Source organism: Streptomyces sp. NPDC005281, assembly GCF_040607495.1.
Classification (GTDB): domain Bacteria; phylum Actinomycetota; class Actinomycetes; order Streptomycetales; family Streptomycetaceae; genus Streptomyces.
Window position 1 is genome coordinate 59,215 of the sequence record NZ_JBEXGX010000033.1, and the last position, 26,510, is coordinate 85,724.

A 26,510-nucleotide genomic window follows, 5' to 3' on the forward strand; every position below is an offset into this window, starting at 1 on the left:
CGTTACGCGGTGAGGGCGGGCTGCTCGAGCAGCCGGGCGCGGTAGCGGGCCGCGCGCATCGCGGCGGACTGGCCGCCGAGGGCCACGACGCCGACCAGCCGGCCGGCCGCGTGGTAGCCGACGACGACGTCGCCGTCCGGGTCGCCGTCCAGGATCCGCACGTCGTCCTTGCCGAGCAGGGGTGAGCCGAAGGACTGGAGCCGGAACTCGTGCTGGTCGCTCCAGAAGGTGGGCAGCGGTGCGAAGGGCGCCGACTCGGCTTCCGTGCCGCCGAGATGGGCGGCGAGGACCTTGGCGGCGTGCTTGGCGGTGTCGGTGGGGATGGACCAGTGCTCGACCCGGCGGGGTACGCCGTCGTAGCGGGCGTTGGGGAAGCGGGCGACGTCGCCGACCGCGACGGCCTCGGAGCGTCCGCCGACCCGCAGGTGTTCGTCGGTGAGGACGCCGTCGGACAGGTCGAGTCCGTTGCCGTCCAGCCATTCGGTGTTGGCGACCGAGCCGACGGACTCCACGACCACGTCGGCCGCCAGGACCGTTCCGTCTCCGAGGACGACTCCGGTGACGCGTTCGCCGCCCTCGAATCCTGCGACTCCCATGCCGAGCGCGAAGCGCACTCCGCGCTCCTCGTGCCGCTTGAGCAGCGCGCCGCCCAGCAGGTCGCCGAGCGGTCCGGCCATGGGCAGCGGCAGCGGATCGACGACTGTGACGTGCGCTCCGAGTCCGACGGCGGTGGCGGCGACCTCGCAGCCGATGAATCCGGCGCCGACGACGACCACGCGTGCTCCGGGACGGATCAGCGCGTCGCGCAGGATCCGGGCATCGGCGAGGGTGCGGACGGTGTGGCGTCCGACGAGCGGGCCCGGGCACCGGAGCCGCCGGGGGCGCATTCCGGTGGCGACGACCAGTCCGTCGTACGACAGCCTTTCGCCGTCGGCGAGTTCGACGACCCGTTCGTCGAGGCGGGCCGCGGTGATCCGTGTCCCGAGGCGCCACTCCACGTCGGCCGCGGCGGCCTTCGGGGCGAAGGCGAGGGACTCGAACGGCGCTTTGCCCGCGAGGACTTCCTTGGAGAGCGGAGGCCGGTTGTAGGGCATGTGCGGCTCGTCGCCGACGACCGTGACGGCGCCGGTCCAGCCCGCCGCGCGCAGTTGTTCGGCGGCGCGCAGGCCGCCCATCGAGGCGCCCGCGACGACTACGCGTCCGGTCATGGCTCTCAGCCCTCGATCCGGATGGCCTGGAGCGGGCACACGTCCGCGGCTTCCTCGACCTCGTCGCGCAGCGCCTCGTCCACATCGGAGACGTAGGCGAGGTGGCCGGCGTCGTCCATCGAGAAGACGTCGGGGGCGGCGAAGACGCACTGGCCGTGGTCCTGGCACTTGATCATGTCGACGACGACCTTCATGGCCGGTCCTCCTGAGGATGCGGGCGACAGAGCGAAGGGAGAGGGGAAGAGAGGGGCCCGGCCGGTATGGGACCGGGCCCCTCGGCCAAAGGGAGGCGGAACCGCCTCCCTGACTCGTTTGGCTTCAAACAACATAGGAAGCCGTTCGACCCTGGTCAATACCTGTCCAGGTGGATAAATTCTTACCGTCGGCCCCTTGCGGGACCGGAACCCGACTCATACCGTTCGGATTCAAACGACCGACTCGGGGTCCGACCCGGGGATGTCGTCCGGAGCAGTTCGGGCCAGGCCACGGGGCCCGGCGCGGTGAATCGGGAAAGCGGAGCCTCATCCGCGTACGGCACGTACTCGGATGACGCGACAACGCCACGAGGAACCACGCCGAGCACCGCCGGGCCGGACTGTTCCCGACGACACCCCCGCCTCCCCGCACCCCGGCTCCCGTTCTCTGCACACCACGCGTCCCCGGCGCCTCAGGCCACGGGGACACCCACCCTTCCGCCAAGGAGACAACGGTGAGCGCATCCGACACCCCAGAGATCCGCCGGCACATGGAGCGGCTCGCCGCCGAGGGCGTCGACGTGGTCAGGGTCGTCTATCCCGACCTGATCGGCACCGACCGCGCCCGTGACGTCCTGCTCGACCACCTGCCCTCGGCCTGCGAGCACGGACTGGCCTTCTGCCGGGCCGTCTACCACACCACGCCCCAGGGCGACGTGGTCCCCGTCGCGGGCGGCCTGGACGCCGGTCTGCCCGACGTGTCCGTACGCCCCGACCTGTCCACCGCGGCCGTACTGCCGTGGGAACCCGGCGTCGCGACCTGCCTGGGCGAGGTCACCGACCCGGCGACCTCCGCCCCTGCCCCCGAATCACCCCGCGACCTGCTGCGGACCGTCCTGGCCCGCTGCGCCGAGCAGGGCCTGCGCCCCGTCGTCGGCCCCGAGCTGGAGTACTTCCTGCTGGAGCCCGCCCCCGGCACGCCCACCGGCTGGCGCCGCTCCCCGGAGTCCACCGGCGCCGTCTACACCGCCGGGCTGCGCGCCGACCCGGGCAACCATCTGCTGCGTACCCTGCGCCAACTGCGCGACCTCGGCCTCGGCGTCATCACCGGCAACCACGAGTTCGACGGCGGCCAGTACGAGATCAACCTCACCCACTCCACCGCCCTGGACGCCGCCGACCGCGCCTTCCGCTTCAAGGCCGCCGTCAAGGAGCTCGCCCGCCAGGAAGGCAACCTCGCCACCTTCATGGCCAAGCCGTTCGGCGACGCGGGCGGCTCCGGATTCCACCTCCACCTGTCCTGCGAAGACACCGAGGGCCACAACGCCTTCGACGATCCGTCGGGCGCCCACGGCCTTTCGGCCACCGCCCGCCACGCCATCGCGGGCATCCTCGCCCACGCGCCCGCGCTCGCCGCGCTCGCCAACCCGACCGTCAACTCGTACAAGCGCTTCGGACCCGACACCCTCGCGCCCTGGCTGATCGACTGGGGTCTCGACAACCGCAGCACCATGGTGCGCGTCCCGCCCGAGCGCGGCTCGGGGGCCCGCCTGGAACTGCGGCTCGGCGACGCCAGCGCCAACCCCTATCTGCTGATCGCCGGAACCATCGCCGCCGCGCTGCTCGGCGTGCGGGCCGGCGAGGAGCCCGAGGCTCCTCTGGAGGGCTACGGCTACGACACCGCCCGCTCCGCCCTGCTGCCCACGAGCCTGGCCGCCGCGCTGGACGCCCTGGAGGCGGACACCGCCCTGACGGACATCCTCGGCAAGGACTTCACCACGTCCTTCCTCACCTACAAGCGGGACGAGGTCGAACGCTTCGGACGGCACGTCACCGACTGGGAGTTCACCGAGTACGCCTACCACCTGTAACCCCGTCGAAGCCCCGCCCAGGAGAACCGCCATGACCAGCCCCACCGTTCCCGCCACGCCCACCACCCAGGCCGAACTGCGCGCCGCCCTCGCCGAGCCGCTGCCGCTCGAAGAGGTCGACCTCGCGAACCTCGACAACTTCGCCGACGGCATCAAGCCGTGGCGCATGTTCCACACACTGCGCCACGAGGACCCGGTGCACTGGCAGCCCGAGGAAGCCCCCAACTCCGGTTTCTGGGCGGTCACACGGCACGCGGACATCGCCACCGTGGACCGCGACGCGGAGACGTTCACCTCCTCGAAGTTCGTCAACCTCGAAGAGCTCGACGACGACCAGATCAAGAAGCGGGCGTCCATCCTGGAGCTCGACGGTGTCCGCCACCGCGCGATGCGCAGCGTCATCCAGCGCCAGTTCGGCGCGAGCGTCATCAACAGCTACGGCGACTTCCTGCGCGGGCTGACGGCGCAGACCCTGGACGCGGCCCTGGCCAAGGGCACCTTCGACTTCGTGGCCGACGTCTCGGCCGACTTCCCCATCAACGTCCTCGCCCGCCTCCTCGACGTGCCGCCGGAGGACAACCAGCAGCTGATCGACTGGGGCAACCGCATCATCGGCAACACCGACCCCGACTACGCGGACGTGCTGCTGCACAGCGCGGAGAGCGACAAGTACCGCGACCTGCCCTTCCGTTCGCCCGCCTCGCTCGAAGTCTTCGAGTACGGGCGCGAACTGGCCCGGCAGCGACGCGGCGGCAACGGTACGGACCTGGTCTCCAAGCTGGTCAACACCGTTCCGCGCGACGGGATCCCGCTCTCCGCGCAGGACTTCGACAACTACTTCCTGCTTCTGGTCGTCGCCGGCAACGAGACCACCCGCCACACCATCTCGCACTCGATGCTGGCCCTCCTCCAGCACCCCGAGCAGCTCGCCCGCCTCAAGGACGACCCGTCCCTGATCCCGGGCGCGGTCGAGGAGTTCCTGCGCTGGGCCTCCCCCGTCTACCACTTCCGCCGCACCGCCACCCGCGACGTCGAACTCGGCGGCAAGCAGGTCAAGGAGGGCGACAAGGTGGTCATGTGGTTCGCCTCGGGCAACCGTGACGAGGAAGTCTTCGGCAACCCCTACGACTTCGACGTCGCGCGCACGAACAACGACCACATCACCTTCGGCAAGGGCAGCCCCCACCTGTGCCTGGGCAACCTGCTCGCCCGCACCGAGATCCGCATCATGTTCGAGGAGCTGATCCCGAGGATCGCCGACATCAAGCTGGCCGGCGACGCGCCCCGCGTCCTCTCCAACTTCGTCAACGGCATCAAGAAGCTGCCGGTCGAGGTCACGCTCGCCTGACGGCGAGGGATCGCGGACCGCGCCGCGCGGCACGCACGAAACCATTCAGGGGTGTCCCACTGCCCGGGCGGGCAGTGGGACACCCCTGACATCAGTGGCCGTTCTCACGGTGCGGCTCGAGCAGGCCCACTCCCCCGCGGGCGCCTCTCGTCCCCGCGGCCGGGAAGACCGTCTCCCGGGTGAGGAAGGCGAGTCGGGCGTGCTTCCCGGGCAGGTGGACGTCGGGAAGGTCGATCTCCGGCAGCATGACCACAGGGCCCGGAGTGAAGCCCTGCCGGTGGAAGCGGGCGATGGCTCTCTCGTTGCGCACGTCCGGGTCGACCACGACCCGCTCGCGGTCCAGACCCAGCAGTACGAACGACGCCACCGCGCTCAGCAGCGCCGTGGTCCAGCCGGAACGCCCGCCACCCGGTCCGGCCGGCGCGAGCAGCAGGTGGACGCCGATGTCACCGGGTTCGACCGGGTAGCACTCGCCGACGCGATCGGCCGTCGGCTCGTACGTCTGGAGCAGCGCCACCGGCTCTCCGTCCTTCACGAGGAGATAGGCGTGATGGGTGTCCAGCGTCTCCAGGTGGGCGTACGCCGCGGTGACCTGGTCCTCGGTCAGATCGCTCATACCCCAGAACGCGGCCCGGTCCGCGCTCACCCAGGCATGGACCACCGGACCGTCGAGCGCGGCGTCCACGGGCAGGACCCGGACGGTCCCGTAGCCGTCGACGAACTGCTCGTGCAGGGCTGCACGCGTGGCGTATGTGGCGGACATCGGTCTCCCTCGTTCAGCCGGTCGCGGTCGCGCGCCGGCGTATCCCTGTGACCTTTCTGTGCGTCACGACAGCCATATTAGGTTAGGCTCACCTAACTAGATCAACGGGAAGTCGTAGCGAGAGGTGAAGAGCTGATGGGGCAGGCCCAGGCGCGGGGTTGGGAAGGCGCGGTTCTCAAACTGCTGCGCGCGAAGGACTACGTCTTCACCGTGACGGGCTCCGAGGACGTCACGCCCGAGTACCGCCGACTGCACTTCACCGACGGGGGCATGCTGGCGGTGACCGGCGTCCACCCGACGATGTGGGTGCGGCTGTGGTTCGACAACGCGGGCAGGCCTCACCAGCGGGCGTACACCCTGGTCGACCCGAATCCCGAGGCGGGCACCTTCAGCCTGGAGTTCGCCCTGCACGAGGGCCGCGCGAGCGACTGGGCCCGGGCGGCGAATCCTGGGGACAGCATCGAGGCGACGGTCCAGGGCACGGGTTTCGAGCACCCCGAACCCGCGCCCTCGCACGTCTTCGCCGTGGCCGACCCGGCCTCCCTGCCGGCGCTGAACTCCCTGCTGGCGACGCTGGGCCAGGTCCCCGCGACGATCTGGTTCGAGGGCAGCCTGGAGGGCCTGCCCAGCCGTGCCACCGCGCACCACGACGTCCGGCAGGTGGAGCGTCTGGACTCCGGGCGTCATCTGGTCGAAGAGGTCAAGGCGGCCCTGCCCCAGCTCCTGAAGGAGAGCCCGCAGCCCTATGTGTGGATCGCGTGCGACACGACGACCACGCGCGCGCTGTCGGCGCATGTCCGCAAGGAGCTGTCCGTCCCCAGACAGCGGGTCAACGCACTCGGGTACTGGCGGGCGGTGTAACCGGCGGTGCGGTGAGTGAGCCGGGACGGCTCCGAAGCAGGAGGCGGCGCCCCAGCCGGGGGTGGCGACCGAACCCGGACGGCGCCGAAGCAGGGGGAGGTGCCCCAGCCGAGAGCGGCACCCAGGGGGCGGTGACCGGCAGGGGCGGTGACCGGCAGGGGCGGTGACTCGGCCGGGGGCGGCACCCCAGCCAGGGGCGGTGACCCAGCCAGGGCCGAAGACCGAACCGAGGGCGGTGACCGAGCCGCCGGTGTCTGCCGACCTGGGTGCGGCGACCGGCCTCGCGGCGGCCAGTGGCGGGCCGCCCGTCCGCCCTGAACAGCGTCCTGTCCGCACCGAACACCAAACCGGCCACCCGCACACCGTCCCGGCCACCCCGCGCCCAGTACCGCCCATTCGGCGGCGCTGAACGCGGGGCGCGCCAGGAATCCATCATTCATGCAGTCCCTCACGCCGCCCGTCACCGTTCCTGTCGCCGTCGCCGTCGCTGCCGCTGCCGCTGCCGAACAAGCAGCATGCGAGTCCGCCGGTGTCGCCCCACCTGCCGTCGCGAAGCCAGAGCGGCTCCCCGGCGATGGTCTGGACGCCCGCCTGGAGGCGGTCAAAGGGGAGATGGACGCCCGTCTCGCACTGGCGGCCGTCGCCTACGAGGTCAACACGGCACACATCGGGACGCCACCGGTCGACTGGACCCGGATCGGAGCTCCTCCGGCTCCCACCGCACCGGTCCCCACCGCTCCCCCGGGACCGGCCCCGCGCGTCACGCCCATCGCCGCCCTCCTGCACCGGGCGTCGCTGCGGCTGCGGACGGACGGCTGGTGTGCGGGAGGCCTGACCGACGAGGACGGCCACCTGTGTTCGCAGGGCGCGATCCGGATGGAGTCGAGTGGCGACCGCCATCTCGAGGCACAGGCCATGACAGTGCTGCTGGAGGCGATCCGCAGACGGTTCGGCCCGGACGTCGAGTCCGTACCGTCCTTCAACGACGCCTGGGGCAACGGCCGCGAACCGACCCGCATGCTGGAACAGGCCGCCGTCCTGGCCGACGCGCGGGGCATCTGACCCCGCGCGGCCGACCCGGCCATGCGAGAGCCAGGGCCGTCGTCAGGCAGATCCGAGGACGGTCCGGAACGTCACCGAGACCCGTCTGCCTCGGGGCATCCGGCCCCCACCTGCCGGGTCACTCTTGCGAGCGGCGATGCCATGGCGCCAGTCGTATCGGGCCGGCCCGGTCATCACGCACAGACTGCCGGGAGCGAGATGGACTCCGGTCTTCTTCCCGTCCCCGGGGTGGGTGAAGTCCATGACGCAGCCGGAGCCGAGGGATATCGCGGCGACGACGGGCCCGAAACAGGGCACGCAGTCGACGTGAGCGCTGATGCCCTGACCCGGCTCGTACTCGTTGACGATGACCTGGTCCGCCCGCCGATCCATGATCCCCTCCCCTGCCATCCGCGCGGCCTGCCGAAGCGCCCACGACGGCAGTGCCGGGGCGTCGGCCTCCGCCCGGGAGCCCGCCGCCACGGAGCGCCGACCGTAGTCGTACCGGTGACCGTAGTGCTGGACCCGCCGTCTGAGCTCCGTCGACCAAGCCCCGCCCTCGATCCGCGCAAGCATCTCCTGGCACGCGTCGGGGTCGAGCCAGTCGGCGATGTAGCGCAACCCCGGAACGGCCGCGGAAGCCGCCTCGTCATCCCCGTCGAACGACAGTTGCCCAGGACCCTCAGTCATGCCCGAAGAGTAGCCAGCCCCACTGACAATCGGCCGTCGACGCCGGAGCGGGTGGTCCACGGAGCCAACGGCGGCGAGAGGGCCACCCCGCCGGTCGGAGGTCCTACCGGAACGCGGCGATGTTGCGCTGGGCCCAGTCGGCGAAGGTGCGGGGCGCCCGGCCGAGGAGCCGCTCGACATCCGGGCTGATGCGGAGCTCGGCGGGGGTGGGGGCGCCGAGGATGTTCAGCGTGGTGTCGACGACAGGCTCGGGCATGAACCGCAGCATCTGTTCCCGGGCCTCGTCGCGGGTCTGCTCGATGAACCGGACGGGTTCGCCGAGGGCGTCGGCGATCACCTCGGCCCGCCGGCGGGGCGTGCTGAGCGCGGGCCCGGTCAGCTCGTAGACCCCTCCGGCGTGGCCGTCCTCCCGCAGCGTCACGGCCGCGACCTCGGCGATGTCGTCGGGGTCGACCGTCGGCAGGCCGATGTCGGCGAACGGTGCGGCGGCGGTCCTGTCGGCGCGGACCGACTCGGCCCAGGCGTACGCGTTGGAGTCGAAGCCTCCGGGCCGCAGGATCGTCCAGGTCATGCCTGATTGCCGGACGGCGTCCTCGATGGCGCGCGCCGTGTCCCCGTGCGAGGCCGACCCGGGCCGGGTCGCGACTCCCTGGGAGGACAACAGGACGACTCGTCCGACGCCGCCCGCCTTGGCGACGTCGAGGATGTCCCGCGGGCTGAGCAGGTGCGCGCCGGCACCCCCGTTCTGGAGGAACAGCGCGTCCGCGCCTTCGAATACGGGCCGAAGGCTCTCAGCGTCGGCCAGGTCCGCCCGAGCGTGGTCGACGCCCTCCGGCACGTCGGCGTCCGAGATCCCGCGCGAGGTCGCGGTGACCCGCGCACCGGTTGCCGCGAGAACCCGGACGAGCGATCGGCCGACGTTGCCTGTCGCCCCCGTGACTACGAACATGAACAACTCCCGTGTCTATTCAGCATGGTTGTCGCGCCCGGTCGGGCGGGACCGTCGCGGAGAGCTGCTCTCCTGGCGACACGGGGACGCTAACACCGCCGATATAGTAGGTACCTAGAGGAAAGTGGCTATCCCAAGGGGTGCATGTGGCCGGCAACACCGAACGGGTGGCGGACTCCGCGACCGAACCCGAACTCGCCTGTCCCACCAGTGCGGTCGTGGACATCGTGTTCAGCCGCTGGACGACGCCGATCCTGTGGACCCTCCACACGCATGGCCGCCTGCGTTTCGTCGAACTGGAACGACGCATCGGCTCGATCACGCCGAAGGTGCTGACCCAGCGGCTGAGGCAGCTGGAACGCGACGGCATGGTCATCCGTACGTACCACCCGGAAGTACCCCCTCGGGTCGAGTACGAGATCACCGAGCTGGGCCGCAGCCTGGCCCCGCTCTTCGCCCACCTCACCGGATGGGCTGCCGCCAACCTGGACAAGGTCGAGAAGGCCCGGCACGACTACGACACCGATCCGCCCCGCTAGCGCATCGGCGGAACAGAACAGCTGGCGCCGTCGAGCCTCATGAGGGGTCCGCCTGCGCGGGCGGATCCGTCGCCGTCGCCCAGAGTTCGTTGAAGGTTCTCACCTCTCCGTCGACACGCCGGCCGTCCGCGTCGAGACGGGTCTTCACGTTGCCCTCCTGCCGGTCCGGGTCGAACTCCAGGCACAGTTCGCTGTCGAAGATGACCACGTCTCGTGCCGCCGCCGCCCTGCGGTTCCGCCGCCCCGGGGAGCCGTTGGAGGAGAGGACCCGGTACCGCACGTCGATGCTGAACCCCCGCTGTTCCTCGCAGAGTTTGAGGAACCGGGTCATGAAGTCGGGGTCGTTCCGCTCGGCTTCCTTGATCATGAAGAGCCGTCGGATGGTCACGTCGCGGACCCGCATCGCCTCGATCTGGGCGTCCAGATACGGCTTCGCCGAGTCCGTGTCCCAGAAGGGCTGGTCGACGGAACTGCTCGTGGCGTCGATCGTGCGGCGCGCGCATTCGGTGAGTCTGATGAGCCATTCGGTGTTGTCACGGGGCCATTGGGCGGTCATGCCGGTCAGGTCGGTGACGACGAAGGCCAGGCTCTCCGTCTCGGCCCTGGCGAACGCCTTCACGATCTCCGGGCCTTGCTGCCCCACCCGGCTCAGGCTCTTGATCAGGCGGGTCGCGTCACCGGCGCTCATTCCCGCCTGGTCCAGCTCCCGCAGCAGCCCGGCCGCCTCGCTGAGCTGCATGAAGTGTTCCTGCTGCTCCCGGCCCCGCTCCCGCTGGCCCGTCTCCATGTCCCCCAACCGCTGCTCGAAGTCGACCATGTACTGGATGATGAGGGCGGATCCGCCGATGACGACGGACACCGCGATCTTCCACAGCTCGTCCCCTGACTGGTGCACCAGGTTGGTGAGCACGTACGCGATGGTGCTGACGACGACGGTGACCAGTGTCTTGAGCACGATGGGCGCTATGCGCATGCCGCCGCCCGCCGGCCCCGGTGTCCCCGATGCTCCGCGCATTCCTGTCTCTCCCCCGCCAGGTGTCTCCAGGATGGTGCCCGATCAGCGCAGGCTCGGCACCTCCTGGGGCAACTGAATCGCGTGGAGGGCGAGTTGGTCCCGTATCCGCTGTGTCAGAGCGTTCCACTGTCTGCTGTAGCCCGGCCTCCGCTCCAGATCGTTCCACGTGGTGTGAAGGGTCGGGCCGAGTCGGGCCCGGGGCATCCACAGGTGCAGCAGATGGTCGACGAGTGGGCGCACCACCTTCACCGTCCTGCGGACGTCGTCCGAACCGGCCCTCAGGCCGTCGAGTTTGTCCGCGACGGTCGTCAGGAGCCAGTCGTGCAGGGCCAGATCCTCGCAGAGTCCGGTGGCCTCGATGAGCGGTGTCCCGTGCGGCAGGCGCAGTCGCAGGGTCCGCAACCCGTCTTCGGCCATGGTGAACAGGGACGAGGGTTCCTCACCGGCGGCGGACGGTGTCGCGGTCCAACGCAGCGTGGTGTCGGCGGCGTTGAGAGGTGCGTCGTGGTCGAGGGTGTGGTGCCGGGTGACCCTCGCCAGCATGCTTTCGGCGATCGATCCGACGTCCAGGAGGCCTGGCCGTGGTCCGCCGAGAAAGCCCTCGGCGACGGGGTTCCCGGGGAGCCGTCCGACAGCGACCAGGGTTCCGGGCCGCGCCAGGTAGTAGCCCCAGGCCTGCCGTCTGTCGGTTCCGGAGGCGGGGAGCGAGAAGGAGGCCGTGGACTGCAGGACCCGGCCCTCCACGAGCGTCGCTCGGGTGGTCACCGTACCCACACCGCGCACGCGGGCGCCCGTGGCGGTGGGCAGTCCGCAGTCCACACCGGTGAGGATGTCGGGCGAGACCACCAGGCGGTTCGGGCGCCGGGAGACCCGGACCCGTTCGTCGGCCCTCAGGTCCAGCACACGCGTGGCCGCCCGCTCGTCCAGCGCCTCGCGGCTGGGCAGCATGCAGGTGCGTACCTCGCCGCAGGCGAGAACGGGGGGCGCGTGCCCGGCGGGGCCACTCATCACAGGCCCGGTGGAAAGACGTAGGACGTGCGGTCGGCGATGTCGGCGGGCACGGGGAATCCCTCCTTGGCCGAACGCTCCAGCGCCTGAGCCAGCGTGCCGGCCTCCACGTGGACCTGCTCCAGGACGACGCGTACGGCGTGTTCCACGGGGAGGAACCGGGTGGGGAGCACGCTGCTGGTGGAGTACGCGGTGAAGGGTTCGGCCTGGGGATTCAACCGCACGACGGGCGGCAGTTCGTCCCATTCCGTGGGGAACTCCTTGTCGTCCCAGGGAGTTGGGGCGAAGACCGCGCGGCCGTTGTCGCGCAGGAGTCCCAGCCGGACCAACTGCCAGACGGAGGCGAGGAAGGCACAGGACCAGGTCCGTTGCTCCTCCGGGCCGCTCCACAGCTCGACGTCCATGAAGACGGAGTGGCCGCGTGCGGTGGTCTCGCTCGGTGGCTGCCAGGTCGCTCCCGCCGAGTCCAGTGCGGCGGAGGTGCGTTGGGCCGGTGCTCGGCGGCCGTTGCTGAGCCACCCCGTACGGCTGACGGGCGGCCGGAACCCGCTGCTGCCGGGCGGAGGGGACTCGACCAGTCGGTGCAGAACGGACTCGGCGAGCCTCAGCTCCGCACGGTCGGTGCCGGGTGCGACCGCGCATCCGGATTCGCGGGCGAGGTAGTCGATGGTCAGACCCGCGTCGGCGGCGGCGCCGAGCAGTGGGGGGATCAGCCGGGCGGGGGTGGACTGCCGGGAGAAGTAGTCGTCGATGAGGAAGCAGGTGCTGATCCGGGCCCTGCCGTTCGCGAGTCGCGCCGCGGTACTCGTGCGGACGGCGTCCGCCCAGGGTCTCGCCGTCGCGAAGTGCCGGCGCAGGCGGTCGGCCCCTTCGGTGAAGTCCTCCATGTACAAGTGCCCCAGTTCCAGGGAGAGATGGGAGTACGGGACGGACTCCGTGGGGGGTTCGGCGCTGGTCTCCCGGAAGACCGGCGTGGGCTGGTTCACGGCTCCCCCCAGTGGCTGTCGTCGTAGAGCCGCCGGGCGAGTTCGTCCAAGGACAACCGGGTTTCGTTGTCGGCGATCCCGCGGCCGAACACGTCCGCGTCGGTGATGAGGCGTTCCTGCCATTGGAGTACGGGTTCCAGCGGAATCGACGCCAGCACCCGTCGCCCGCCGATGCCCAGGCCGGCGGCGAGTTCCTCGAGTCCCTGGTCGCACTGCCGCATCCACGCGTACCGGGCGGGGGTCACCTGGTCCCACGGAGGTGAGGCGAGATCGGGTACGGCGGCCCGGACGAAGCGAATGGAGCCGCGCAGCTCCTCGCGGCTGTGTCCCAGCGCCTCGCCGGCCCGGACGATTCCGCGTTCGCCGAAGGTGAGTTCGGCGGCCGCCCTCACATGCTGGTGGGTCCAGCGGTGGAATACGAGCCAGCGGTGCTTGAGCCTGTCGAGCCCGCCACCGGGCGCGGTGGCCGCGAGGACGAGGTCCATCGCGTAACTGCGCCCGGCGCTGAGGTCGACGACGATCGTCTCGAATTCCCGCTTGAGGCGCTGTACGAGGTCGACGCAGCGGTGGAGCTGCTCGTCGCCGGTGACGAACTCGCCTCCGGAGCGGTCGCCCGGGAGCAGGACGAGCCTGCCGGAGCCGCTGGGTCGGTCGCGCAGGTCGGGGTGTTCGGTGCGGGTCCAGACATCGATGCGGTGAGGTGCGCCGATCCTGCCCTGGAGACAGGAGTGCAGGCCGGTGCCGTGGACGTCCAGGTCGGTGGCGGGCAGGTCGAACACGGCGGTGGCGGTGGGTGAACCGAAGTCGAAATCCAGGAAGCAGACGTCCGCCCCGTCCAGGGCGGCGCGGTAGGCGAGATTGGCGCTGGTGACGGAGCGGCCGGTCCCTCCTTTGTCCGAGGCGGCGAAGACGAGCACGGTCATTCCTCCCCGTCCGTGACGCGGGCGAGGGCGTCCAGTCGTTCGAGGACGCCGAGCGCCAGGGCGAGCGAGGTCCCGGGGCGACGGTCGATCAGCTCCCGGGCCCGGCGGAGATCCGCCTCGACGCCCTTGATCCATTCTCCCTGCTGGGTCCCGGAGGGCGGTGCGGGGTGGTCCTTCTGCTCCCGGCCCAGCAGATGGGCGGCTTCGCCGATCGCCGCTCTCGCCGCCGCGGACAGTTCTGCGCTCCGGATCGGAGGATGGTCGTAGAGCCCGTGGGCGGCGACCATGCATTCGGCCACCCGCTCGGTGATGCTCCAGGACGGCGCCGTCACGGGGGCCGGCGACTCGGGGTGGACGGCCCGCACGTCGTCCCAGAGGCCGACGCCCGCGCCGTCCGTGATGCGGCGCCGCCACACGTGGTCGAGGACACTCTCGGCCAGTTGCAGGAGTCGGTCCTGGGAATTGAGGCTGGTCGACAGGGAAGAGAGCTGGACGGCACGCTTGAGCAGTTGGGTGGAGAAGTCGTTCATCACCCATGTCATGGCCGGGCCCGGTTCGTCACTGCCCAGCAGAGGCATGGCGATCCCCGGACCGTGCAGGGCGACGGCCGGGTCGTCGCGCAGGGGCCGGCCGGTGATCCTGGCCCGTTCGGCGAGGCGTTCCATGACGGCGACGATCCGGGTGACGTCGTGCTCGGTAGCTCTTCGGCGCATCAGGTCGTGGACCAGGACGGAGACGATCGTGAGGGAGAAGTACTCCGACTCGAGTTGCCGGGGCGTGGTGCGCCAGGGGATTTCCTCCAGGGGCCAGGCGTCCTCGTCGAAGCGGGCGACCCCCGACCAGTACTGCTGGGTGATCTCGAAGCGCAGCCTCAGAGCCGAGGCCAGATGCTGCTGTTCGGCGTCGAGCAGGCCGAGGGTGAGCGTGCGCTCGGAGAGGAGATCGATGATGCCGTCGAGGGCGACGACGGTGAAGTGGAGGCCGGGAACCGGGTGCGCGACGCCGTCGGGCTGCCCCCGGCCCCCGGGATCGGCCCCGGTGGCGACCGCGGGGGCGTTCTTGACCACGCCCCACGCCCAGCCGCACTCGAACAGACGGTTCTCGTTGCGCAGTTCGTCGCAGACGTCGGTGTCGAGGCCGAGAGCCAGGCTGTCGGTGATCAGGGCGCGCAGCGATTTGAACCGGTGCTGGAACCGCTGCACGACCTGACGGTCGGACAGCCGGCCCTGGCCGAGCAGGCGCGCGAGCGCGTGTCCTTGGTCGGACGAGATCTCGACGACGTCGACGGCGAAGGAGCGGAGCAGGCCCACCATCGCGGCGGTCAGCCGTTCGCCGGTGTCCTTCCGCAGCTGTTCGATGCGGTCGGCGGCGGAGGCGCGGTTCGTCCTGTTCCGGTACACCTGGAGGAACCCGAGAGTGGCCAGGCACAGGCTCACGGACATGGAGTAGGAGTCGACCACGTCGAACTCCCGCTGCTCTTTGGAGAGTTCCTGTTCGGGGTCGGCGGCGGAGAAGTAGTGGCCGCCCGCGAAGGTGGGAAATTCACCGTCGTGGTGCCTTTTCATGAACTCACCCAGGATCTCGATGAGCCGTGAGGGAATGTCGGTGGAGTCCCCCACGTCACGCAGCGCCTTGGTCACATCCCGCTGGGTGGTGTTCGGATCATCGAGGCGGAACGCCTGGATCTCCGTCGCGGGATACAGCAGGCACAGCAGCCTTTCCGCGTCGGCAACACTGCTGAGATCACTCTGCTCGCCCCAGGACCAGACTCCTTGCGCGAAGGAATGGCGAGCCCACGCCTGCCACATGTCCAGCAGATGCTGGCGTGGCTTGATCTGCATTCCGCGCTCCCCCTCACAGAACGTCGCCCTGCCGCACCGCCTCGGACACGCGGTCCGAGAGCCGTTCGCTCACCGGAAACCGCAAGCGAGGATCATGGACGTATAGCCGGGACGCACCTCCCCCGGGCTCCCGATCCGGTGGGTCCGCACATGCTCGGTCAGACGTTTGATACTGGCACTGATTTCCGCTTCTTTCACCTCGCATGCGGGAAACCACGTGTCCCCCACCCGATACCCCTCGGAGTTCTCCATGAAGGCAGCGGCGAAAGGCGCTCCCGGAACAAGAGAGTCCAGAAAGTGCTCGACGGCGCGGTGGAATTCGTCGGGCGAGGTGGAGATGGACTCGGCGACGAAGAACATGGTGCCGATCTGCCACTGCTCCCGTCGCTCGACGGGCCTCAGGACATCGCCCTGTTCGACCCGCGCGACGTCACCCAGCCGCTGCCAGGGGCCGCCGGGCATCGAGGCGTACGCGTCGTCCTGGCACAGCTTCCGCCAGAAGTCGTCCCAACTGCCGTCGTGCCGGGCGATCTGCCGCCGCAGGTACCGCAGATTGGGCCGCGCCTTGTCCAGCAGGGTGATCTCGTCGCACCACGGGAGCATCGACAGGGCCGGATAGAGATTGGCGCCGGCTCCCACGTCGATACCCCGCACCGGTCGAGCGGCGGCACCATGAAAATGATCGCTGAAGTGAGCGCGTACGATCGACATGATCGCCTCGTCCACGGAAAGCACCGTGCGGTAGTTGTTCTGGACGTATTGTGCGGGGTCGAAGGCGTCCCACGGCGCGTCCGCGTTCAACTGCGCCTGTTTTCCCGGTGATCCCAAAGGCATGCCCCACGGTATCAATGCCGCCGATCCCCGACTTCCTCTCCTTCGGAATCCTCTGCCGATGAAGGAGGCATGAGGGGCGCACGGGCGCATACGATCCCCGACACTCGGGCCGAAGACTTGAACAGTCCGAGTGGTGGGGCGATTCTGGTCCGATGCCAGCACTTCACTCTTCGGTCGTCCGGGTCGGCAAGGCCGGCGATCAAGACTTGTCCGAACTGATTGATCTAGATCATGAAGCCTTTCCCGCCGACCCGTTCCCCTTTTCCCTCATGCGCCAGTTCATGGACATGTTCCCGGACCAGCTGCTCGTGGCGGAGGGCGACGACGGCCACGTCTGCGGATACGTGCTGGCCACACCACCGAACAAGGGGCAGAGCTGGATCGTCAGCCTCGCGGTCAATCCGGCCGAGCAAGGCATGGGGGTGGGGCGGCAGTTGATGCGGGAAAGCCTCAAGTCGCTGCGTGCCGCGGGGACGGGGACCGTCCTTCTCTGGGTGGAGCCGGCCAACGACCACGCCATAGCTCTCTACCAGTCCCTGGGGTTCGTCCGTGACCCCGCGGGCACTCGCCCCGACCACTTCGGCCCCGGTGCCGACCGCCTCCTCATGACGTTGACCATGACCGGCTGAACGAGGGCCCCGGATCCCGTGCGGTGCCGGGGCGCGCGATCAACTGCCCGGTACGGACAAGCTGTCCGTGCCGAGAACGTTCAGCAGGGCCAGTTTGTCGTGGCTCTCCGTGCCTGGGGTCGCGGTGAAGATGAGCAGGGACTGTGACTGGTCGGGGTCCAGCAGGTTCTGACAGAACAGATCGATACGCCCGACCTCCGGATGGACGAACCGTTTGGCGTCGTTCCAGTGCAGGCCGACCTCCTGCTGGTCCCACAGCGACGCGAACTCCGCGCTGCTGTGCAGCAGGCTCTGAACGAGGTGGGCGGCCTGCGACCGGGGGCCCTCCCTCGTGGCGGCCGCCCGCAGGAGCGTGACGTTCACCCGGCCGTTGCGTTCGTGGTCGTCTGGGAGGTAGCGGCCGCGCTCGGCCGGATCGGTGAACCAGCGGTAAGGGGCGCTTCGGGCCTCCCCGCTGTAACGGGTCTGCTCGCCGAGCAGGGCCACGGCGGGTGGCGTCTGCACCAACGTCTCACCGAGGGGCCCCATCACCTGGGCCGGGGTGTCCCGCAGCCGGTCCAGCACCCGCATCAGCCCGGGATTGATGTGTTCGCTCCGCAGCCGCCGTCGCGGTGTGCGATGTCCGCACAGCAGGAACAGGTGGTCACGTTCGTCCGGTGTCAGGCGCAGCCCGCGGGCGACGGCCGCGGCCATCGGCTGCGAGGGCTGGGGTCCGTCGCCGCGCTCCAGACGGGCGAAGTAGTCGGAGGACATGTCACACAGCTCCGCCACCTCCTCCCGCCGCAGACCCGGGGTACGACGGCGCGGACCACGCCGCAGTCCCACGTCCTCCGGTTGCAGTGCTTCCCGGCGGGCCCGCAGGAAGGCGCCCAGCGCGGCCCGGTCCACTGACCGTTCCATGGCTGCCTCCAGGAGATCGTCCACGTCGTGCGCGGAACCGTCTTCGCCCGTTCCGTCCTCGCCCGTGCTCCAGTTTCGCAGCCGTCGGAGTACGTATCCACGGACTGCGAGTCAGTGGTTGAGGGAGTCCTTCCTCGGTGTCGCCGGGTGCGATGCAGTGGATGCGGTGGAACGGCGCGGTGCCGTCCGCGACGCCGGCCGGCACCCAACGCTGGACAGCGAACAGCCGGCAGAGAAGAGGATTCCCGTGACCAAGTGGACAGCCGCCGACATGCCGGTGATGACAGGCAGGACCGTGATCGTCACCGGAGCCGGCAGCGGGCTCGGACTCATCACCGCGCGCGAGCTCGCTCGCGCCGGAGCCCGTGTCGTACTGGCCGTGCGCGACACGGAGAAGGGCCGCCGGGCAGTCTCCCGGATGCCCGACGAGTTCGACGTCCGGGAGCTCGACGTCGCCGACCTGGGATCGGTGCGCCGCTTCGCGCGGCAGTGGACCGGCCCCCTGGACATCCTCGTCAACAACGCCGGGGTGATGGACATCCCGGCGGCGCGGACCGCGGACGGTCTGGACGTACAGACCGCGACGAACTACACGGGCCCGTTCGTGCTGACGAATCTGCTTCTGCCACACCTGACGGACCGCGTGGTCACGGTCACCAGCCAGCTACACCGCCAGTCCAGACTGAACGTGGACGACCTGGACTGGCGCTCGCGCGAGTACGACGGCATGAACGCCTACCGGGACTCCAAGCGGGCGACCGTGCTGTTCTCCCTGGCGTTGCAGCGACGGCTGACCGCCTCCGGCAGCCGCGTGCGGTCGGTGCTCGCCCACCCCGGCATCGCGACGACGACCCTGGCCGCCCACTCGCGGGCCAACGCCGTCAACCGCCTGTCCTTCCTGCTCAACTCCCCCGAACGCGGAGCCCTGTCCATCCTGTTCGCCGCGACGCAGGACGTACCCGGCAACGCCTACGTCGGCCCCGCTGGGCCCGGCAGCATCAAGGGCCATCCGATCGTACGAAATCCGGGCAGGGCAGGCCTGGACGAGGCGACGGCCGAAGAACTGTGGCAGGCAACCGTCGCGCTGACGGGGGTGGGACGGTGAGGTCGCCGGAACGGAGGTGCCCGCCGAACGCGAGCACCGTTTCGCCGCCGCCGGCCGTGGACCGCGCACCCCGCCGCCCCTGCCGGGCGGCGGAACGCAAGCCCGGCACAGGCGACGCCGCGTCGGCCGGACCGGCGGCGACGCCTGTGCCGATGCCCCGTCAGGGCTCAGGCCTCCGCGCTACGACGCCGAACGGCCCTCGGCTTCGCGCCGCCTGGCGGCCAGCGCCTTCGCCAGCACCTTGTCCCGGAAGGGGTTCGCGGGACTCAGGGCCGTCGCCACCGCCACCGCCTCGTCCAGCAGAGCCCTGCGCCGCTCGGGCAGGTCCCGCACCAGGGGCGATGCGCTCGCCTCCACCAGGACGTACGCCAGCTTCGACCCGTACACCTCCGGCTCGACCGGTGTCAGGGTCCGGTAGATCCACAGCCCCTGGACGCCACGCACCACCCGCATGTTGGTGCTCAGCAGCATGACCCTCGCCCGCATGACCATGTCCTGATTCATCGATCCCCCATCGCTCCACCACCCCCGGCCCGTCCCGTCGCGCGACGGGACAGCACAACGAACGTGCCGGCAGCCCGAATTGGGTGCCGGCACGCACGCCGGTGAGTGGATGACGACGAGTCTGCGGGCAGACCGGCACCTGTGCCAAGGCCGAACGGACGTGCGCTCCGTCCTACCGCGAACGCCCCACGAGCAGGCATGATGGACCTGACACTCTCCCCGGCTCGCCTCGTGACAGAAGCTCGGAGACACGAGCTCGGAGACATGAGCTTCGAGACGCGAGCTGCGTCAGCCCGGCCGTGACTCCGTGCGGTGCCGCCGCGATACTGGGGGCATGGCGTTCCTCGTCTTCATGACCTTGCCCGGACTGGTCATCCTGCTGACCGCGCTGTCGTTCGTCGATCAGCTTCTGCTGCGCGCGAGCAGGGCCGGCGTCCTGCCCTGGCGCAACTCGGCACGTCAGGGTCAGATTTCGGCGACCGGGTTCGAGCAGCTGCACGCAAGTCTCTCGCCCGGCAAGCAGACCGAGCTGAAGGAACGCCAGTCGGCCCTGCTGCTGCGCGACGACGAGGAGGACGGAGCTCCGCCGAACCGGACGACGGTGGATCTGGACGGTGGAACCGCCATCGTCCGGATGCCGGGCGCCACCCGGCGGTAGGCCCACTCCGCTGCATAGGATCGCCGGCATGGCGCTGCGACCTGCTCACGTGAACATCAAGGCTCTCGACAGCTCGGCGGTCGGCCTGTTCTGGGCACAGGCGCTCGGCTGGAGTGCTTACAGCCCAGGCGTGACGACCTACGTCGGGCCTCCCGGCGGCCCCGTCTGGCCGGACCCGGTGGTCCTCGGCATCGACGTCGTTCCGGTGCCGGAGCGCGGGACGACGACGAAGAACCGGGTGCACCTCGATCTCGCCACCACGTCCGCGGCCCATCAGACGGAGCTGGTCGAGCGCCTGACGACGATCGGCGCCACGCCCGTCGACGTTGGCCAGGGCGAGGTGCCGTGGACGGTCCTCGCCGACCCGGAGGGCAACGAGTTCTGTGTGCTGGAGCCCCGCGAGATCTACCGGGACACGGGGCCGATCGCCGCGGTGGTGGTCGACTGCGTGGATCCGAGGGCCATGGCGCGGTTCTGGGGCGACGCGATGGACTGGACCGTGCACGAGGTGGCCGACGATCACGCGACGCTGAGGTCCGCCAAGGGTGTCGGCCCGTATCTCGAATTCCTTCGCACGCCCGGCGTGAAGAACGTGCCCGACCGCGTCCACATCGACCTGTTGCCGTATCCCGGCGACGACAAGGAGGCGGAGGTGGCCCGGCTGCGGGCCCTCGGCGCCACCGACCTCGACATCGGCCAGGGCGACGCGCCGTGGACATGCCTGACCGACCCGGAGGGCCACGAGTTCTGCGTCCTCGCCGTGTCCTGACGCGGCGGGACGGCGACGCCACGGACCACCGACGGCGGTGGCAGCGAGGCCGCCCGACGCCGCTTGGCTAGTGTTGGCGGTTCATGTCGGCGGCTCCTCGACACGACGCGGACCTCGTCGGACGGACGGCGCCGGCACGTCGTACGGCCGGGGAAGCGCCCCGCTGTCTGGGTGAGAGCGCAGGGGCTGGTGTGAACGACGTGTCGCCCGCGATTCCCGCGTCGGCAGAGGACCGGCATGCCACATGGCTGGAGCTGTTCTTCGACCTGGTCGCCGTGGCCGGCGTGGCCCAGATCGCTCATCTGCTGCACGGTGAGCCCGGCGCCGCCGATCTCGGGCTGTACGTGCTGCTGTTCCTGGCGTTCTGGACCGCGTGGATCTGCTTCACGCTGTACGGGAACGTGGCGGGCGAACGCACGCGCGCCCGCACGGTGCTGGCCGCGATGTTCGGCATGGCCGTCATGGCGGCCGCCGTGCCCGGCGTCCACGCGGGCGAGGACGGTCAGGCCAGGGCTCTGGCGCTCGCCTACATCCTGATCCGGATACTGGCCAACGGAGCCTGGCGGCATCGCCGGGAGATCCTCGTCGACTGGCCCGCCGCCCAGATGTCGCTCGGCGTCATCCCGTGGATCGTCTCCCTGTGGGCGCACGAGCCCGCCCGCTACTGGCTCTGGGCCCTGGGAATCGCCCTCGACCTGTACGTGACCTTCACCGTCTCCGCGCGCGATGTCATCGAGAGCCGGAGGGCCCACGACGAGAGCCGGAGATCCCACGACCAGCGCGAGGACACGCGCTCCCGGCGTCGCGACGGGATGCTGCCGATGTCGGGGGCGGCGCCCGATGCAGACCACCTGAGCGAACGGCTCGGCCTGTTCGTCATCATCGTGCTCGGCGAGGGTGTCGCCCAGATGATCGAGGCCGCGTCCGACGCCACCTGGGACCGACGGCTCTACGGCCTCGCAAGCGCCGCGTTCTTCCTTCTGGTCGCCCTGTGGTCGTTGTCGTTCCGGCACGGCTACGCGGGAGTTCCGTATCTCACCGCGCGATCCCTGCCTGCCCGTGCGGCGCTTCCGTTGCACTGCTTCGTGTCCGGCTGCCTGGCGGCTCTCGCGGCCGGGCTGGGCGCGGCGGCGGAACACCTGGACACGCTGCCCGAGAGCACGCGCTGGCTGCTGTGCTCGTCCCTGGCCGGGTACTTCCTGCTCACCGGAATCGCTGCGCTGCGACAGCCCGACGTCGTACGTCGCTGGTTGCTGTCCGTCGTTCTGCCGTGCTGCGCGCTGCCCCTGCTGATCGCGGGGTTCGGTGCCGGGCTCGGGACCGTGGCCGTGGTGTGGCTGCTCGTGGCGGTCACGCTGTGGCCGACGTTCTACGAGAGCCGGCGCCCCAGGCCTGTTGAGCCGGCGGCCCGACCGGGGTCATGAGCCCAGGAGTTCAGGGCCGTGGGCAGCCGGACACGGAAGAACGGCAGCCTGATACGGGAGAGCGACGGCCGGACGCGGGAGAGCGGCAGCCGGAAACGGGAGGGCGACGACCGCCGCGCCTCCCGCGTCACTTCATCCGGCCCGATACGGCCACCGGGGACTTCTCATCGGGTGCGCGACTCACCAGGTGTGCGCGACGTCGATCACCAGGCGTCCGGAGAGCTGGAACACCCGGAACGGCAGCCGGGCCCGTACCCCGAGTCCCACCTGTGTGACTCCCTCGAAGCTGGCTCCGAACCTGGCGTCCCGGAAGGTCCGGTAGCCGGTCAGGTCGACGCCCGGAAGCGGCTGGCCGCCCCGGCCCGGGTAGGTCGCGGCGTTCGTCTCCGGATCGTACGAGGGAGCGGACACCAGGATCTCGATGATCGCCCCGCCGGAGACCGGTATGCGCACGCCGGACGGGTCCTGGTAGAAGGCGTCGACGTAGTGCACGGTGTACCCGATCCCCGTGGTGCCGGCGGTGGGCACGTCGAGGACCATCCGGTCGTAGCAGTCGTTCCGGCCGGTCCTGATGTCGGTCAGCGACCCGTCGTCGGCGTCCGTCGCCGTCTTCGCGAGGCTGCCCCAGCCGGTCGGGCACGTCACCGCCGTCGTGGCCGCACCCGCCGGTGCGGGCGTGGCCACGACCACGCCCACACCAACCGTCGTCAGGGCGGCCAGCACCGCCATGGATCGTCTCGCACGCATGGTTCCCCCTTGGGCTCGCGCCTCTCGGTTCCGTGCCATGTACGACATGACGGTCAAGGTTTTGGTTGTACGGACCGCCCCGAAAACGGGTCTTGCTGGCTGCCCGGCCGAACTGGGCTTTCAGAAGGCCGAGTTGTCGAACCAGAGAGTGAGCAGCTCCTCGTCGCCGTCGCGCTCGACGGCCTCCGCGCCGCGCTGGAGCCGGCCGTAGACCAGGAGCAACAGGTCGGCCGCCGTTGCCCGGACGGTCGCGTCGGCAGATCCGGCCGCCGCGCCGGACGCGTCGAGTCCGAAGCCCTCGGGCCGCAGCCGGACCAGCCAGTCGCCGTCACCGTCGGTCGCCCGGAAGCGGATGGTCCTGTCAGGACCGCGCAGGTTGGCGACTCCGGGCGCGAAGGGGGTCGCGAACGGCAGGTTGACGAGGAACTCGTCGACGCCGTCGACCGCCGACGCGCGGTCGATTGTGGGCCGCAGGCCGAGCGCCACCTCGGCGTCGACCCGGTGCAGCAGGGTCTCGAAGAGCATCCGGCGCGCCCAGAAGCGGGCATGCTGGTCGACGCCCCAGGCCCACATGGGAAGGTCCGGGTCGGTGGCCGCGAAGGCCTCGGCCGCCACCGTGGCGCTCTCGGCCAGCCAGTCGGCGTAGCCGTCCCAGGAGTCAGGAAGCCGCAGGTCAACGTCACGGGTTCGCGGGGGTTCCTGGACGCGGGCGTGCAGGAGGACCGAGAACCAGCGCTGGACACTGCCGGTGTGCCTGACCAGGTCCGCCAGCGTCCAGCCGGGGCAACTCGGAACCGCGGTGGTCGGATCGGCGTTCTCGAGCGCCGCGACGAATCGTGCGCTCTCCACCGCGATCGCCTTGCGGTGGTCGACCGGAGCCGTTCCACGGTCCTGACTGTCCGAGGACATCATCTTGGGGATGCCTTTCTACGAGGGGAGGGACGGGCCCGGTCACACAGACTTGGCCTCGGACCCGGCGGCCGCGAGCTCCGCGGCCTCGGGTGCGACAGCCTCGGGTGCGGCGGCCTCAGGTGCGACAGCCTCAGGTGCGGCGGCCTTACGGACCACGGAGGCGCGAGGCGAGTGCGCCGCCTTGAGTCCGAGGAGGGCGACGACGACGACCAGGACGAACGCGCCTCCGGCTATGGCGAAACTCAACGTGAACTGGCTCTCCTGGGGCAGGGCGGGCATCCCGGCCGGCAGGGGTACGGACTTCGACGCCAGGAGCGAGGTGATGACCGCGCTCGCGACGGCGCTGCCGACGGAGCGGGAGATGGAGTTGATGCCGTTGGCGATGCCGGTCTGGTGCGCCGGGACGCCGGCGACGATGAGAGCGGGCATGGAGGCGTAGCCGAAGCTGATCGCCAGACCGATGAGCATGCCCGCGCTGATGACGGAGGCGCTGGTGTCGTGGGCGGCGGTCAGCCAGGCGAAGCCGAGCACTCCGAAGCAGGCCCCGGCGGCCAGCGTGAAGCGTGCGCCGAGCCTGCGCACCAGCACCCCGCCGAACTGGGCGCCCACCAGGGAGACGAGCGTGGTCGGCAGCAGGTAGACGACGGAGGCGGCGAGCACGGAGGCGCCGAAGCCGTAGCCGACCAGGTGTTCCGGCATCTGCACCAGGTACGAGACGCCGATGAACTGGGTGAACATCGCGAATCCCAGCAGCAGTCCCGCCAGGTTGGTGAAGAGCACGGGCCGGTGGGTGAACATCTTCATGTCCACCATCGGTTCCTTGACCCGGTTCTCGGTGAACACCCACACACCCGCCATGACGACGGCACCGGCGAACGTGCCGAGGGTACGGGCGGACGTCCAGCCCCACTCGTGCCCCTGCGAGATGGGCAGCAGGAGGAGCACCAGCAGCAGCCCGAGGGTCAGCGCACCCAGCCAGTCCGTCCGGCCGCCGGTCTTCGTCCGGGAGGTGGGCACGGTGATCAGCACGCCCACCAGGGCCACGACGGCGAGCACGACCGCCAGCCAGAAGGGCCGGTGGTAGTCGGGGTGGGAACCCTGGGTGAGGAGCCCCGCACCGACCAGGGCGAGCCCGCTGCCGAACGCGAGCGTGCCGCTGACCAGGGCCATCGCTCCGTGCAGCTTCTCCGGCGCGATCTCCTCACGCAGGACGGAGAGGGCCAGCGGGAAGATCGCGGTGGCCGCGCCCTGCATGACGCGTCCGACGATCAGCCAGGTCAGCGAGGTGGTGGTGGCGGCGAGCACCGACCCGGCGATCATCACGACCAGTACACCGACGAGCGTGGGCTTCTTGCCGTGCTGGTCACCGAAGCGGCCGAGCAGCGGGGTGAAGACGGCGGCGGACAGCAGCGTGGCGGTGGTCACCCAGCTGACGTTCGCCGTGCTGGCCTTCAGGTCGCTCTGGATCATGCCCAGGATCGGGACGACCAGGGTCTGCATCATCGAGACGACCATGGCGGCGAGCCCGAGCACCAGGACGATCCTGGTGTTCCCGGAGGATCTCGACGACGTCGCCTGCTGTGTGTGAGACACGGAAAGTCTGCCCTAACTACTTAACAACCTCGATGCTTGAGAACTTCAAGCAATAGCTGACCGTAGCCGTCAATATTTGAGATGGTCAAACTTCCTGGCGTAGAGTGACTCACATGACAGGGACCAGCGGTGTGGACACGGACCAGCTCATGGAGCTCCTGTCTGTGTCGCTCGGGGCCTACTACGGTGACTTCACGGCGGCCGCGGCGAGCGAGAACCTCACGGCCAGCCAGGGCAAGACACTGAACGTGCTGCGCCGGGGCCCGGCCGCGATGCGCGCCCTCGCCACCATCCTGACCTGCGACGCCTCCAACATGACGGGCATCGTCGACCGGCTGGAGAAGCGCGACCTGGTGCGACGCGAGCCCAGCCCGACCGACCGTCGCGTCAAGAACGTCGTGCTCACCACCGAGGGTGAACGCGTGATCGACGTGATCCGCGGGAAGATGGACACCACGCGCGCCGGCCTGGACAGGCTCAGCCAGGAGGACCGGGACACCCTCCACACCCTCCTGGAACGCGCCTTCACCCCACGACCCGCCACTCTCCGGCCGAGCGCCTGAACACGCCCGAGGGCACCGGCACCGTGACGCGCTTCCCGTACTGAGCTCCGGCCACTCCCCCACACACGGTCCGGACCACATTCCGTCGCCATCCCGACCCTGTCGGCCGCTCCGGGAGATCCGGCGGCCGCCGGCACGTTGCCCGAACCCCCCTCCGGCCCTGCCGGTAAATCGGAGTGCATCGACGGCAGCGGTCCGTGCAGACTCCTCGCATGGCCGCCGACACCGCCGTTCCACTTCAGGACAGGGCGATGCGCCATGTCGCGGATTCGTCCAGGGGCGAGCCGCTTCCCTCCGACTTGCGGGTGACGATGCACTTCCACCCGGATCGCATCTCAGGGAGCCGTCCCATTCTGGCCCGAATGGCCGACGACGGTGTCTACCTTTGATCTTGGCCAGTGCTCCGGCGTTTACGTCGGGGGTGAAGGTCATCTCAGAACTGCTCTGATCCGCAGGTGAGCACGGGTCCGCAGTGTTCACCTCGGCCCGTCATGTGGGGCGGTTCTGGTTCTCGATGTACTGCTTCACGACGGTCAGGGGGCCCCGCCGCAACTTCCGGCGAAGTACGAGCCGGACCAGAAGTGTCCGCCCCACAGGTACCGGCGGATGTGGCTGTCGTACTCCTTGCGCAGCAG

27 protein-coding genes and 1 pseudogene are annotated in these 26,510 nt (G+C 70.0%); 11 read left to right on the top strand and 17 right to left on the bottom strand.

Annotation, left to right across the window (positions count from 1 at the left end; all coding sequences use genetic code 11):
• Positions 1-2: 2 nt before the first annotated feature.
• Together ABZV42_RS34335 and ABZV42_RS34340 are read right to left on the bottom strand one after the other, a co-directional pair.
• Complete coding sequence (locus ABZV42_RS34335; protein ID WP_355987102.1) at positions 3-1,208, bottom strand: FAD-dependent oxidoreductase; 1,206 nt, start codon at positions 1,206-1,208, stop codon at positions 3-5.
• 5 nt (positions 1,209-1,213) lie between these two features.
• A complete protein-coding gene (locus ABZV42_RS34340; protein ID WP_037622194.1) occupies positions 1,214-1,402 on the bottom strand; it encodes a ferredoxin in 189 nt (62 codons plus the stop codon).
• Between the two features lie 515 nt (positions 1,403-1,917).
• On the opposite strand from ABZV42_RS34340, the gene ABZV42_RS34345 reads away from it, so the two are divergent.
• Together ABZV42_RS34345 and ABZV42_RS34350 are read left to right on the top strand one after the other, a co-directional pair.
• Positions 1,918-3,273 (top strand): glutamine synthetase family protein, encoded by a 1,356-nt coding sequence (locus tag ABZV42_RS34345; RefSeq protein WP_355987105.1) that lies wholly within the window; start codon positions 1,918-1,920, stop codon positions 3,271-3,273.
• Between the two features lie 31 nt (positions 3,274-3,304).
• Positions 3,305-4,621, top strand: coding sequence for a cytochrome P450 (locus tag ABZV42_RS34350; RefSeq protein WP_355987108.1), 1,317 nt, complete (start codon positions 3,305-3,307; stop codon positions 4,619-4,621).
• Between the two features lie 91 nt (positions 4,622-4,712).
• Here ABZV42_RS34350 and ABZV42_RS34355 read toward each other — a convergent pair whose 3' ends face one another.
• The gene (locus ABZV42_RS34355; protein WP_355987110.1) at positions 4,713-5,384 is read right to left on the bottom strand and encodes a GNAT family N-acetyltransferase; all 672 of its coding nucleotides are present in this window, start codon (positions 5,382-5,384) and stop codon (positions 4,713-4,715) included.
• 135 nt (positions 5,385-5,519) lie between these two features.
• Here ABZV42_RS34355 and ABZV42_RS34360 point away from each other — a divergent pair, with 135 nt between their 5' ends.
• Both ABZV42_RS34360 and ABZV42_RS34365 read left to right on the top strand, forming a co-directional pair.
• Positions 5,520-6,245, top strand: coding sequence for a siderophore-interacting protein (locus tag ABZV42_RS34360; RefSeq protein ID WP_355987112.1), 726 nt, complete (start codon positions 5,520-5,522; stop codon positions 6,243-6,245).
• Between the two features lie 438 nt (positions 6,246-6,683).
• The gene (locus ABZV42_RS34365) at positions 6,684-7,307 is read left to right on the top strand and encodes a hypothetical protein (protein WP_356055378.1); all 624 of its coding nucleotides are present in this window, start codon (positions 6,684-6,686) and stop codon (positions 7,305-7,307) included.
• Positions 7,308-7,349: 42 nt separating this feature from the next.
• On the opposite strand, the gene ABZV42_RS34370 is transcribed toward ABZV42_RS34365, so the two are convergent.
• The gene (locus ABZV42_RS34370) at positions 7,350-7,976 is read right to left on the bottom strand and encodes an alpha-ketoglutarate-dependent dioxygenase AlkB (protein WP_356055379.1); all 627 of its coding nucleotides are present in this window, start codon (positions 7,974-7,976) and stop codon (positions 7,350-7,352) included.
• 103 nt (positions 7,977-8,079) lie between these two features.
• Positions 8,080-8,925, bottom strand: a complete 846-nt coding sequence (locus tag ABZV42_RS34375) for an NAD(P)H-binding protein (RefSeq protein WP_355987118.1) — start codon at positions 8,923-8,925, stop codon at positions 8,080-8,082.
• A gap of 146 nt (positions 8,926-9,071) precedes the next feature.
• Here ABZV42_RS34375 and ABZV42_RS34380 point away from each other — a divergent pair, with 146 nt between their 5' ends.
• Positions 9,072-9,464: a helix-turn-helix domain-containing protein gene (locus tag ABZV42_RS34380; protein ID WP_355987120.1), complete on the top strand. Its 393-nt coding sequence runs from the start codon at positions 9,072-9,074 to the stop codon at positions 9,462-9,464.
• A 37-nt stretch (positions 9,465-9,501) separates the two neighbouring features.
• On the opposite strand, the gene ABZV42_RS34385 is transcribed toward ABZV42_RS34380, so the two are convergent.
• The 6 genes from ABZV42_RS34385 to ABZV42_RS34410 form a co-directional block, all read right to left on the bottom strand.
• Positions 9,502-10,479: a hypothetical protein gene (locus ABZV42_RS34385; RefSeq protein WP_355987122.1), complete on the bottom strand. Its 978-nt coding sequence runs from the start codon at positions 10,477-10,479 to the stop codon at positions 9,502-9,504.
• 42 nt (positions 10,480-10,521) lie between these two features.
• Positions 10,522-11,487, bottom strand: a complete 966-nt coding sequence (locus ABZV42_RS34390; RefSeq protein WP_356055381.1) for an SCO2521 family protein — start codon at positions 11,485-11,487, stop codon at positions 10,522-10,524.
• Positions 11,487-12,473: an SCO2522 family protein gene (locus tag ABZV42_RS34395; protein ID WP_356055383.1), complete on the bottom strand. Its 987-nt coding sequence runs from the start codon at positions 12,471-12,473 to the stop codon at positions 11,487-11,489. Before ABZV42_RS34395 ends, ABZV42_RS34390 begins: the two co-directional genes overlap by 1 nt.
• On the bottom strand, positions 12,470-13,390 hold the full coding sequence (locus tag ABZV42_RS34400) for an SCO2523 family variant P-loop protein (protein WP_355987163.1): 921 nt from the start codon (positions 13,388-13,390) through the stop codon (positions 12,470-12,472). The genes ABZV42_RS34395 and ABZV42_RS34400 overlap by 4 nt, the downstream gene beginning before the upstream one ends.
• A 2-nt stretch (positions 13,391-13,392) precedes the next feature.
• Entirely contained in the window at positions 13,393-15,237 is a 1,845-nt protein-coding gene (locus ABZV42_RS34405) for an SCO2524 family protein (RefSeq protein ID WP_356055385.1), read from the bottom strand.
• Positions 15,238-15,306: 69 nt separating this feature from the next.
• Positions 15,307-16,038: an SCO2525 family SAM-dependent methyltransferase gene (locus tag ABZV42_RS34410; protein ID WP_356055387.1), complete on the bottom strand. Its 732-nt coding sequence runs from the start codon at positions 16,036-16,038 to the stop codon at positions 15,307-15,309.
• 239 nt (positions 16,039-16,277) lie between these two features.
• On the opposite strand from ABZV42_RS34410, the gene ABZV42_RS34415 reads away from it, so the two are divergent.
• The gene (locus tag ABZV42_RS34415; RefSeq protein WP_356055407.1) at positions 16,278-16,700 is read left to right on the top strand and encodes a GNAT family N-acetyltransferase; all 423 of its coding nucleotides are present in this window, start codon (positions 16,278-16,280) and stop codon (positions 16,698-16,700) included.
• A 39-nt stretch (positions 16,701-16,739) separates the two neighbouring features.
• On the opposite strand, the gene ABZV42_RS34420 is transcribed toward ABZV42_RS34415, so the two are convergent.
• Complete coding sequence (locus ABZV42_RS34420) at positions 16,740-17,600, bottom strand: helix-turn-helix transcriptional regulator (RefSeq protein ID WP_356055389.1); 861 nt, start codon at positions 17,598-17,600, stop codon at positions 16,740-16,742.
• A gap of 247 nt (positions 17,601-17,847) precedes the next feature.
• On the opposite strand from ABZV42_RS34420, the gene ABZV42_RS34425 reads away from it, so the two are divergent.
• Positions 17,848-18,705, top strand: coding sequence for an SDR family NAD(P)-dependent oxidoreductase (locus ABZV42_RS34425; protein WP_355987136.1), 858 nt, complete (start codon positions 17,848-17,850; stop codon positions 18,703-18,705).
• A gap of 180 nt (positions 18,706-18,885) precedes the next feature.
• Here the strand turns inward: ABZV42_RS34425 and ABZV42_RS34430 are convergent, their stop codons facing one another.
• The gene (locus ABZV42_RS34430; RefSeq protein ID WP_356055391.1) at positions 18,886-19,209 is read right to left on the bottom strand and encodes a hypothetical protein; all 324 of its coding nucleotides are present in this window, start codon (positions 19,207-19,209) and stop codon (positions 18,886-18,888) included.
• A 334-nt stretch (positions 19,210-19,543) separates the two neighbouring features.
• Here ABZV42_RS34430 and ABZV42_RS34435 point away from each other — a divergent pair, with 334 nt between their 5' ends.
• The 3 genes from ABZV42_RS34435 (at position 19,544) to ABZV42_RS34445 (ending at position 22,060) form a co-directional block, all read left to right on the top strand.
• A complete protein-coding gene (locus ABZV42_RS34435) occupies positions 19,544-19,867 on the top strand; it encodes a DUF6191 domain-containing protein (RefSeq protein ID WP_355987140.1) in 324 nt (107 codons plus the stop codon).
• 28 nt (positions 19,868-19,895) lie between these two features.
• Positions 19,896-20,636 (top strand): VOC family protein, encoded by a 741-nt coding sequence (locus ABZV42_RS34440; RefSeq protein ID WP_356055393.1) that lies wholly within the window; start codon positions 19,896-19,898, stop codon positions 20,634-20,636.
• Positions 20,637-20,827: 191 nt separating this feature from the next.
• On the top strand, positions 20,828-22,060 hold the full coding sequence (locus tag ABZV42_RS34445) for a low temperature requirement protein A (RefSeq protein WP_356055395.1): 1,233 nt from the start codon (positions 20,828-20,830) through the stop codon (positions 22,058-22,060).
• Positions 22,061-22,240: 180 nt separating this feature from the next.
• On the opposite strand, the gene ABZV42_RS34450 is transcribed toward ABZV42_RS34445, so the two are convergent.
• The 3 genes from ABZV42_RS34450 to ABZV42_RS34460 form a co-directional block, all read right to left on the bottom strand.
• A complete protein-coding gene (locus tag ABZV42_RS34450; protein WP_356055397.1) occupies positions 22,241-22,807 on the bottom strand; it encodes a hypothetical protein in 567 nt (188 codons plus the stop codon).
• Positions 22,808-22,927: 120 nt separating this feature from the next.
• A complete protein-coding gene (locus ABZV42_RS34455; protein WP_356055399.1) occupies positions 22,928-23,716 on the bottom strand; it encodes a maleylpyruvate isomerase family mycothiol-dependent enzyme in 789 nt (262 codons plus the stop codon).
• Positions 23,717-23,758: 42 nt separating this feature from the next.
• Positions 23,759-25,312, bottom strand: coding sequence for an MFS transporter (locus ABZV42_RS34460; protein WP_356055401.1), 1,554 nt, complete (start codon positions 25,310-25,312; stop codon positions 23,759-23,761).
• Between the two features lie 113 nt (positions 25,313-25,425).
• Here ABZV42_RS34460 and ABZV42_RS34465 point away from each other — a divergent pair, with 113 nt between their 5' ends.
• On the top strand, positions 25,426-25,875 hold the full coding sequence (locus ABZV42_RS34465; RefSeq protein WP_356055403.1) for a MarR family transcriptional regulator: 450 nt from the start codon (positions 25,426-25,428) through the stop codon (positions 25,873-25,875).
• 489 nt (positions 25,876-26,364) lie between these two features.
• Here the strand turns inward: ABZV42_RS34465 and ABZV42_RS34470 are convergent.
• Positions 26,365-26,510 (bottom strand): annotated as a pseudogene (locus tag ABZV42_RS34470) (transposase); the annotation flags it as partial.

Excerpts from the sequence above, each read along its gene's own strand:
- ABZV42_RS34335 (WP_355987102.1), bottom strand. The coding sequence starts at position 1,208 with ATGACCGGACGCGTAGTCGTCGCGGGCGCCTCGATGGGCGGCCTGCGC.
- ABZV42_RS34340 (WP_037622194.1), bottom strand. The coding sequence starts at position 1,402 with ATGAAGGTCGTCGTCGACATGATCAAGTGCCAGGACCACGGCCAGTGC.
- ABZV42_RS34350 (WP_355987108.1), top strand. The coding sequence starts at position 3,305 with ATGACCAGCCCCACCGTTCCCGCCACGCCCACCACCCAGGCCGAACTG.
- ABZV42_RS34355 (WP_355987110.1), bottom strand. The coding sequence starts at position 5,384 with ATGTCCGCCACATACGCCACGCGTGCAGCCCTGCACGAGCAGTTCGTC.
- ABZV42_RS34360 (WP_355987112.1), top strand. The coding sequence starts at position 5,520 with ATGGGGCAGGCCCAGGCGCGGGGTTGGGAAGGCGCGGTTCTCAAACTG.
- ABZV42_RS34365 (WP_356055378.1), top strand. The coding sequence starts at position 6,684 with ATGCAGTCCCTCACGCCGCCCGTCACCGTTCCTGTCGCCGTCGCCGTC.
- ABZV42_RS34370 (WP_356055379.1), bottom strand. The coding sequence starts at position 7,976 with ATGACTGAGGGTCCTGGGCAACTGTCGTTCGACGGGGATGACGAGGCG.
- ABZV42_RS34375 (WP_355987118.1), bottom strand. The coding sequence starts at position 8,925 with ATGTTCGTAGTCACGGGGGCGACAGGCAACGTCGGCCGATCGCTCGTC.
- ABZV42_RS34385 (WP_355987122.1), bottom strand. The coding sequence starts at position 10,479 with ATGCGCGGAGCATCGGGGACACCGGGGCCGGCGGGCGGCGGCATGCGC.
- ABZV42_RS34390 (WP_356055381.1), bottom strand. The coding sequence starts at position 11,487 with ATGAGTGGCCCCGCCGGGCACGCGCCCCCCGTTCTCGCCTGCGGCGAG.
- ABZV42_RS34405 (WP_356055385.1), bottom strand. The coding sequence starts at position 15,237 with ATGCAGATCAAGCCACGCCAGCATCTGCTGGACATGTGGCAGGCGTGG.
- ABZV42_RS34420 (WP_356055389.1), bottom strand. The coding sequence starts at position 17,600 with ATGGAACGGTCAGTGGACCGGGCCGCGCTGGGCGCCTTCCTGCGGGCC.
- ABZV42_RS34430 (WP_356055391.1), bottom strand. The coding sequence starts at position 19,209 with ATGAATCAGGACATGGTCATGCGGGCGAGGGTCATGCTGCTGAGCACC.
- ABZV42_RS34435 (WP_355987140.1), top strand. The coding sequence starts at position 19,544 with ATGGCGTTCCTCGTCTTCATGACCTTGCCCGGACTGGTCATCCTGCTG.
- ABZV42_RS34440 (WP_356055393.1), top strand. The coding sequence starts at position 19,896 with ATGGCGCTGCGACCTGCTCACGTGAACATCAAGGCTCTCGACAGCTCG.
- ABZV42_RS34450 (WP_356055397.1), bottom strand. The coding sequence starts at position 22,807 with ATGCGTGCGAGACGATCCATGGCGGTGCTGGCCGCCCTGACGACGGTT.
- ABZV42_RS34455 (WP_356055399.1), bottom strand. The coding sequence starts at position 23,716 with ATGTCCTCGGACAGTCAGGACCGTGGAACGGCTCCGGTCGACCACCGC.
- ABZV42_RS34465 (WP_356055403.1), top strand. The coding sequence starts at position 25,426 with ATGACAGGGACCAGCGGTGTGGACACGGACCAGCTCATGGAGCTCCTG.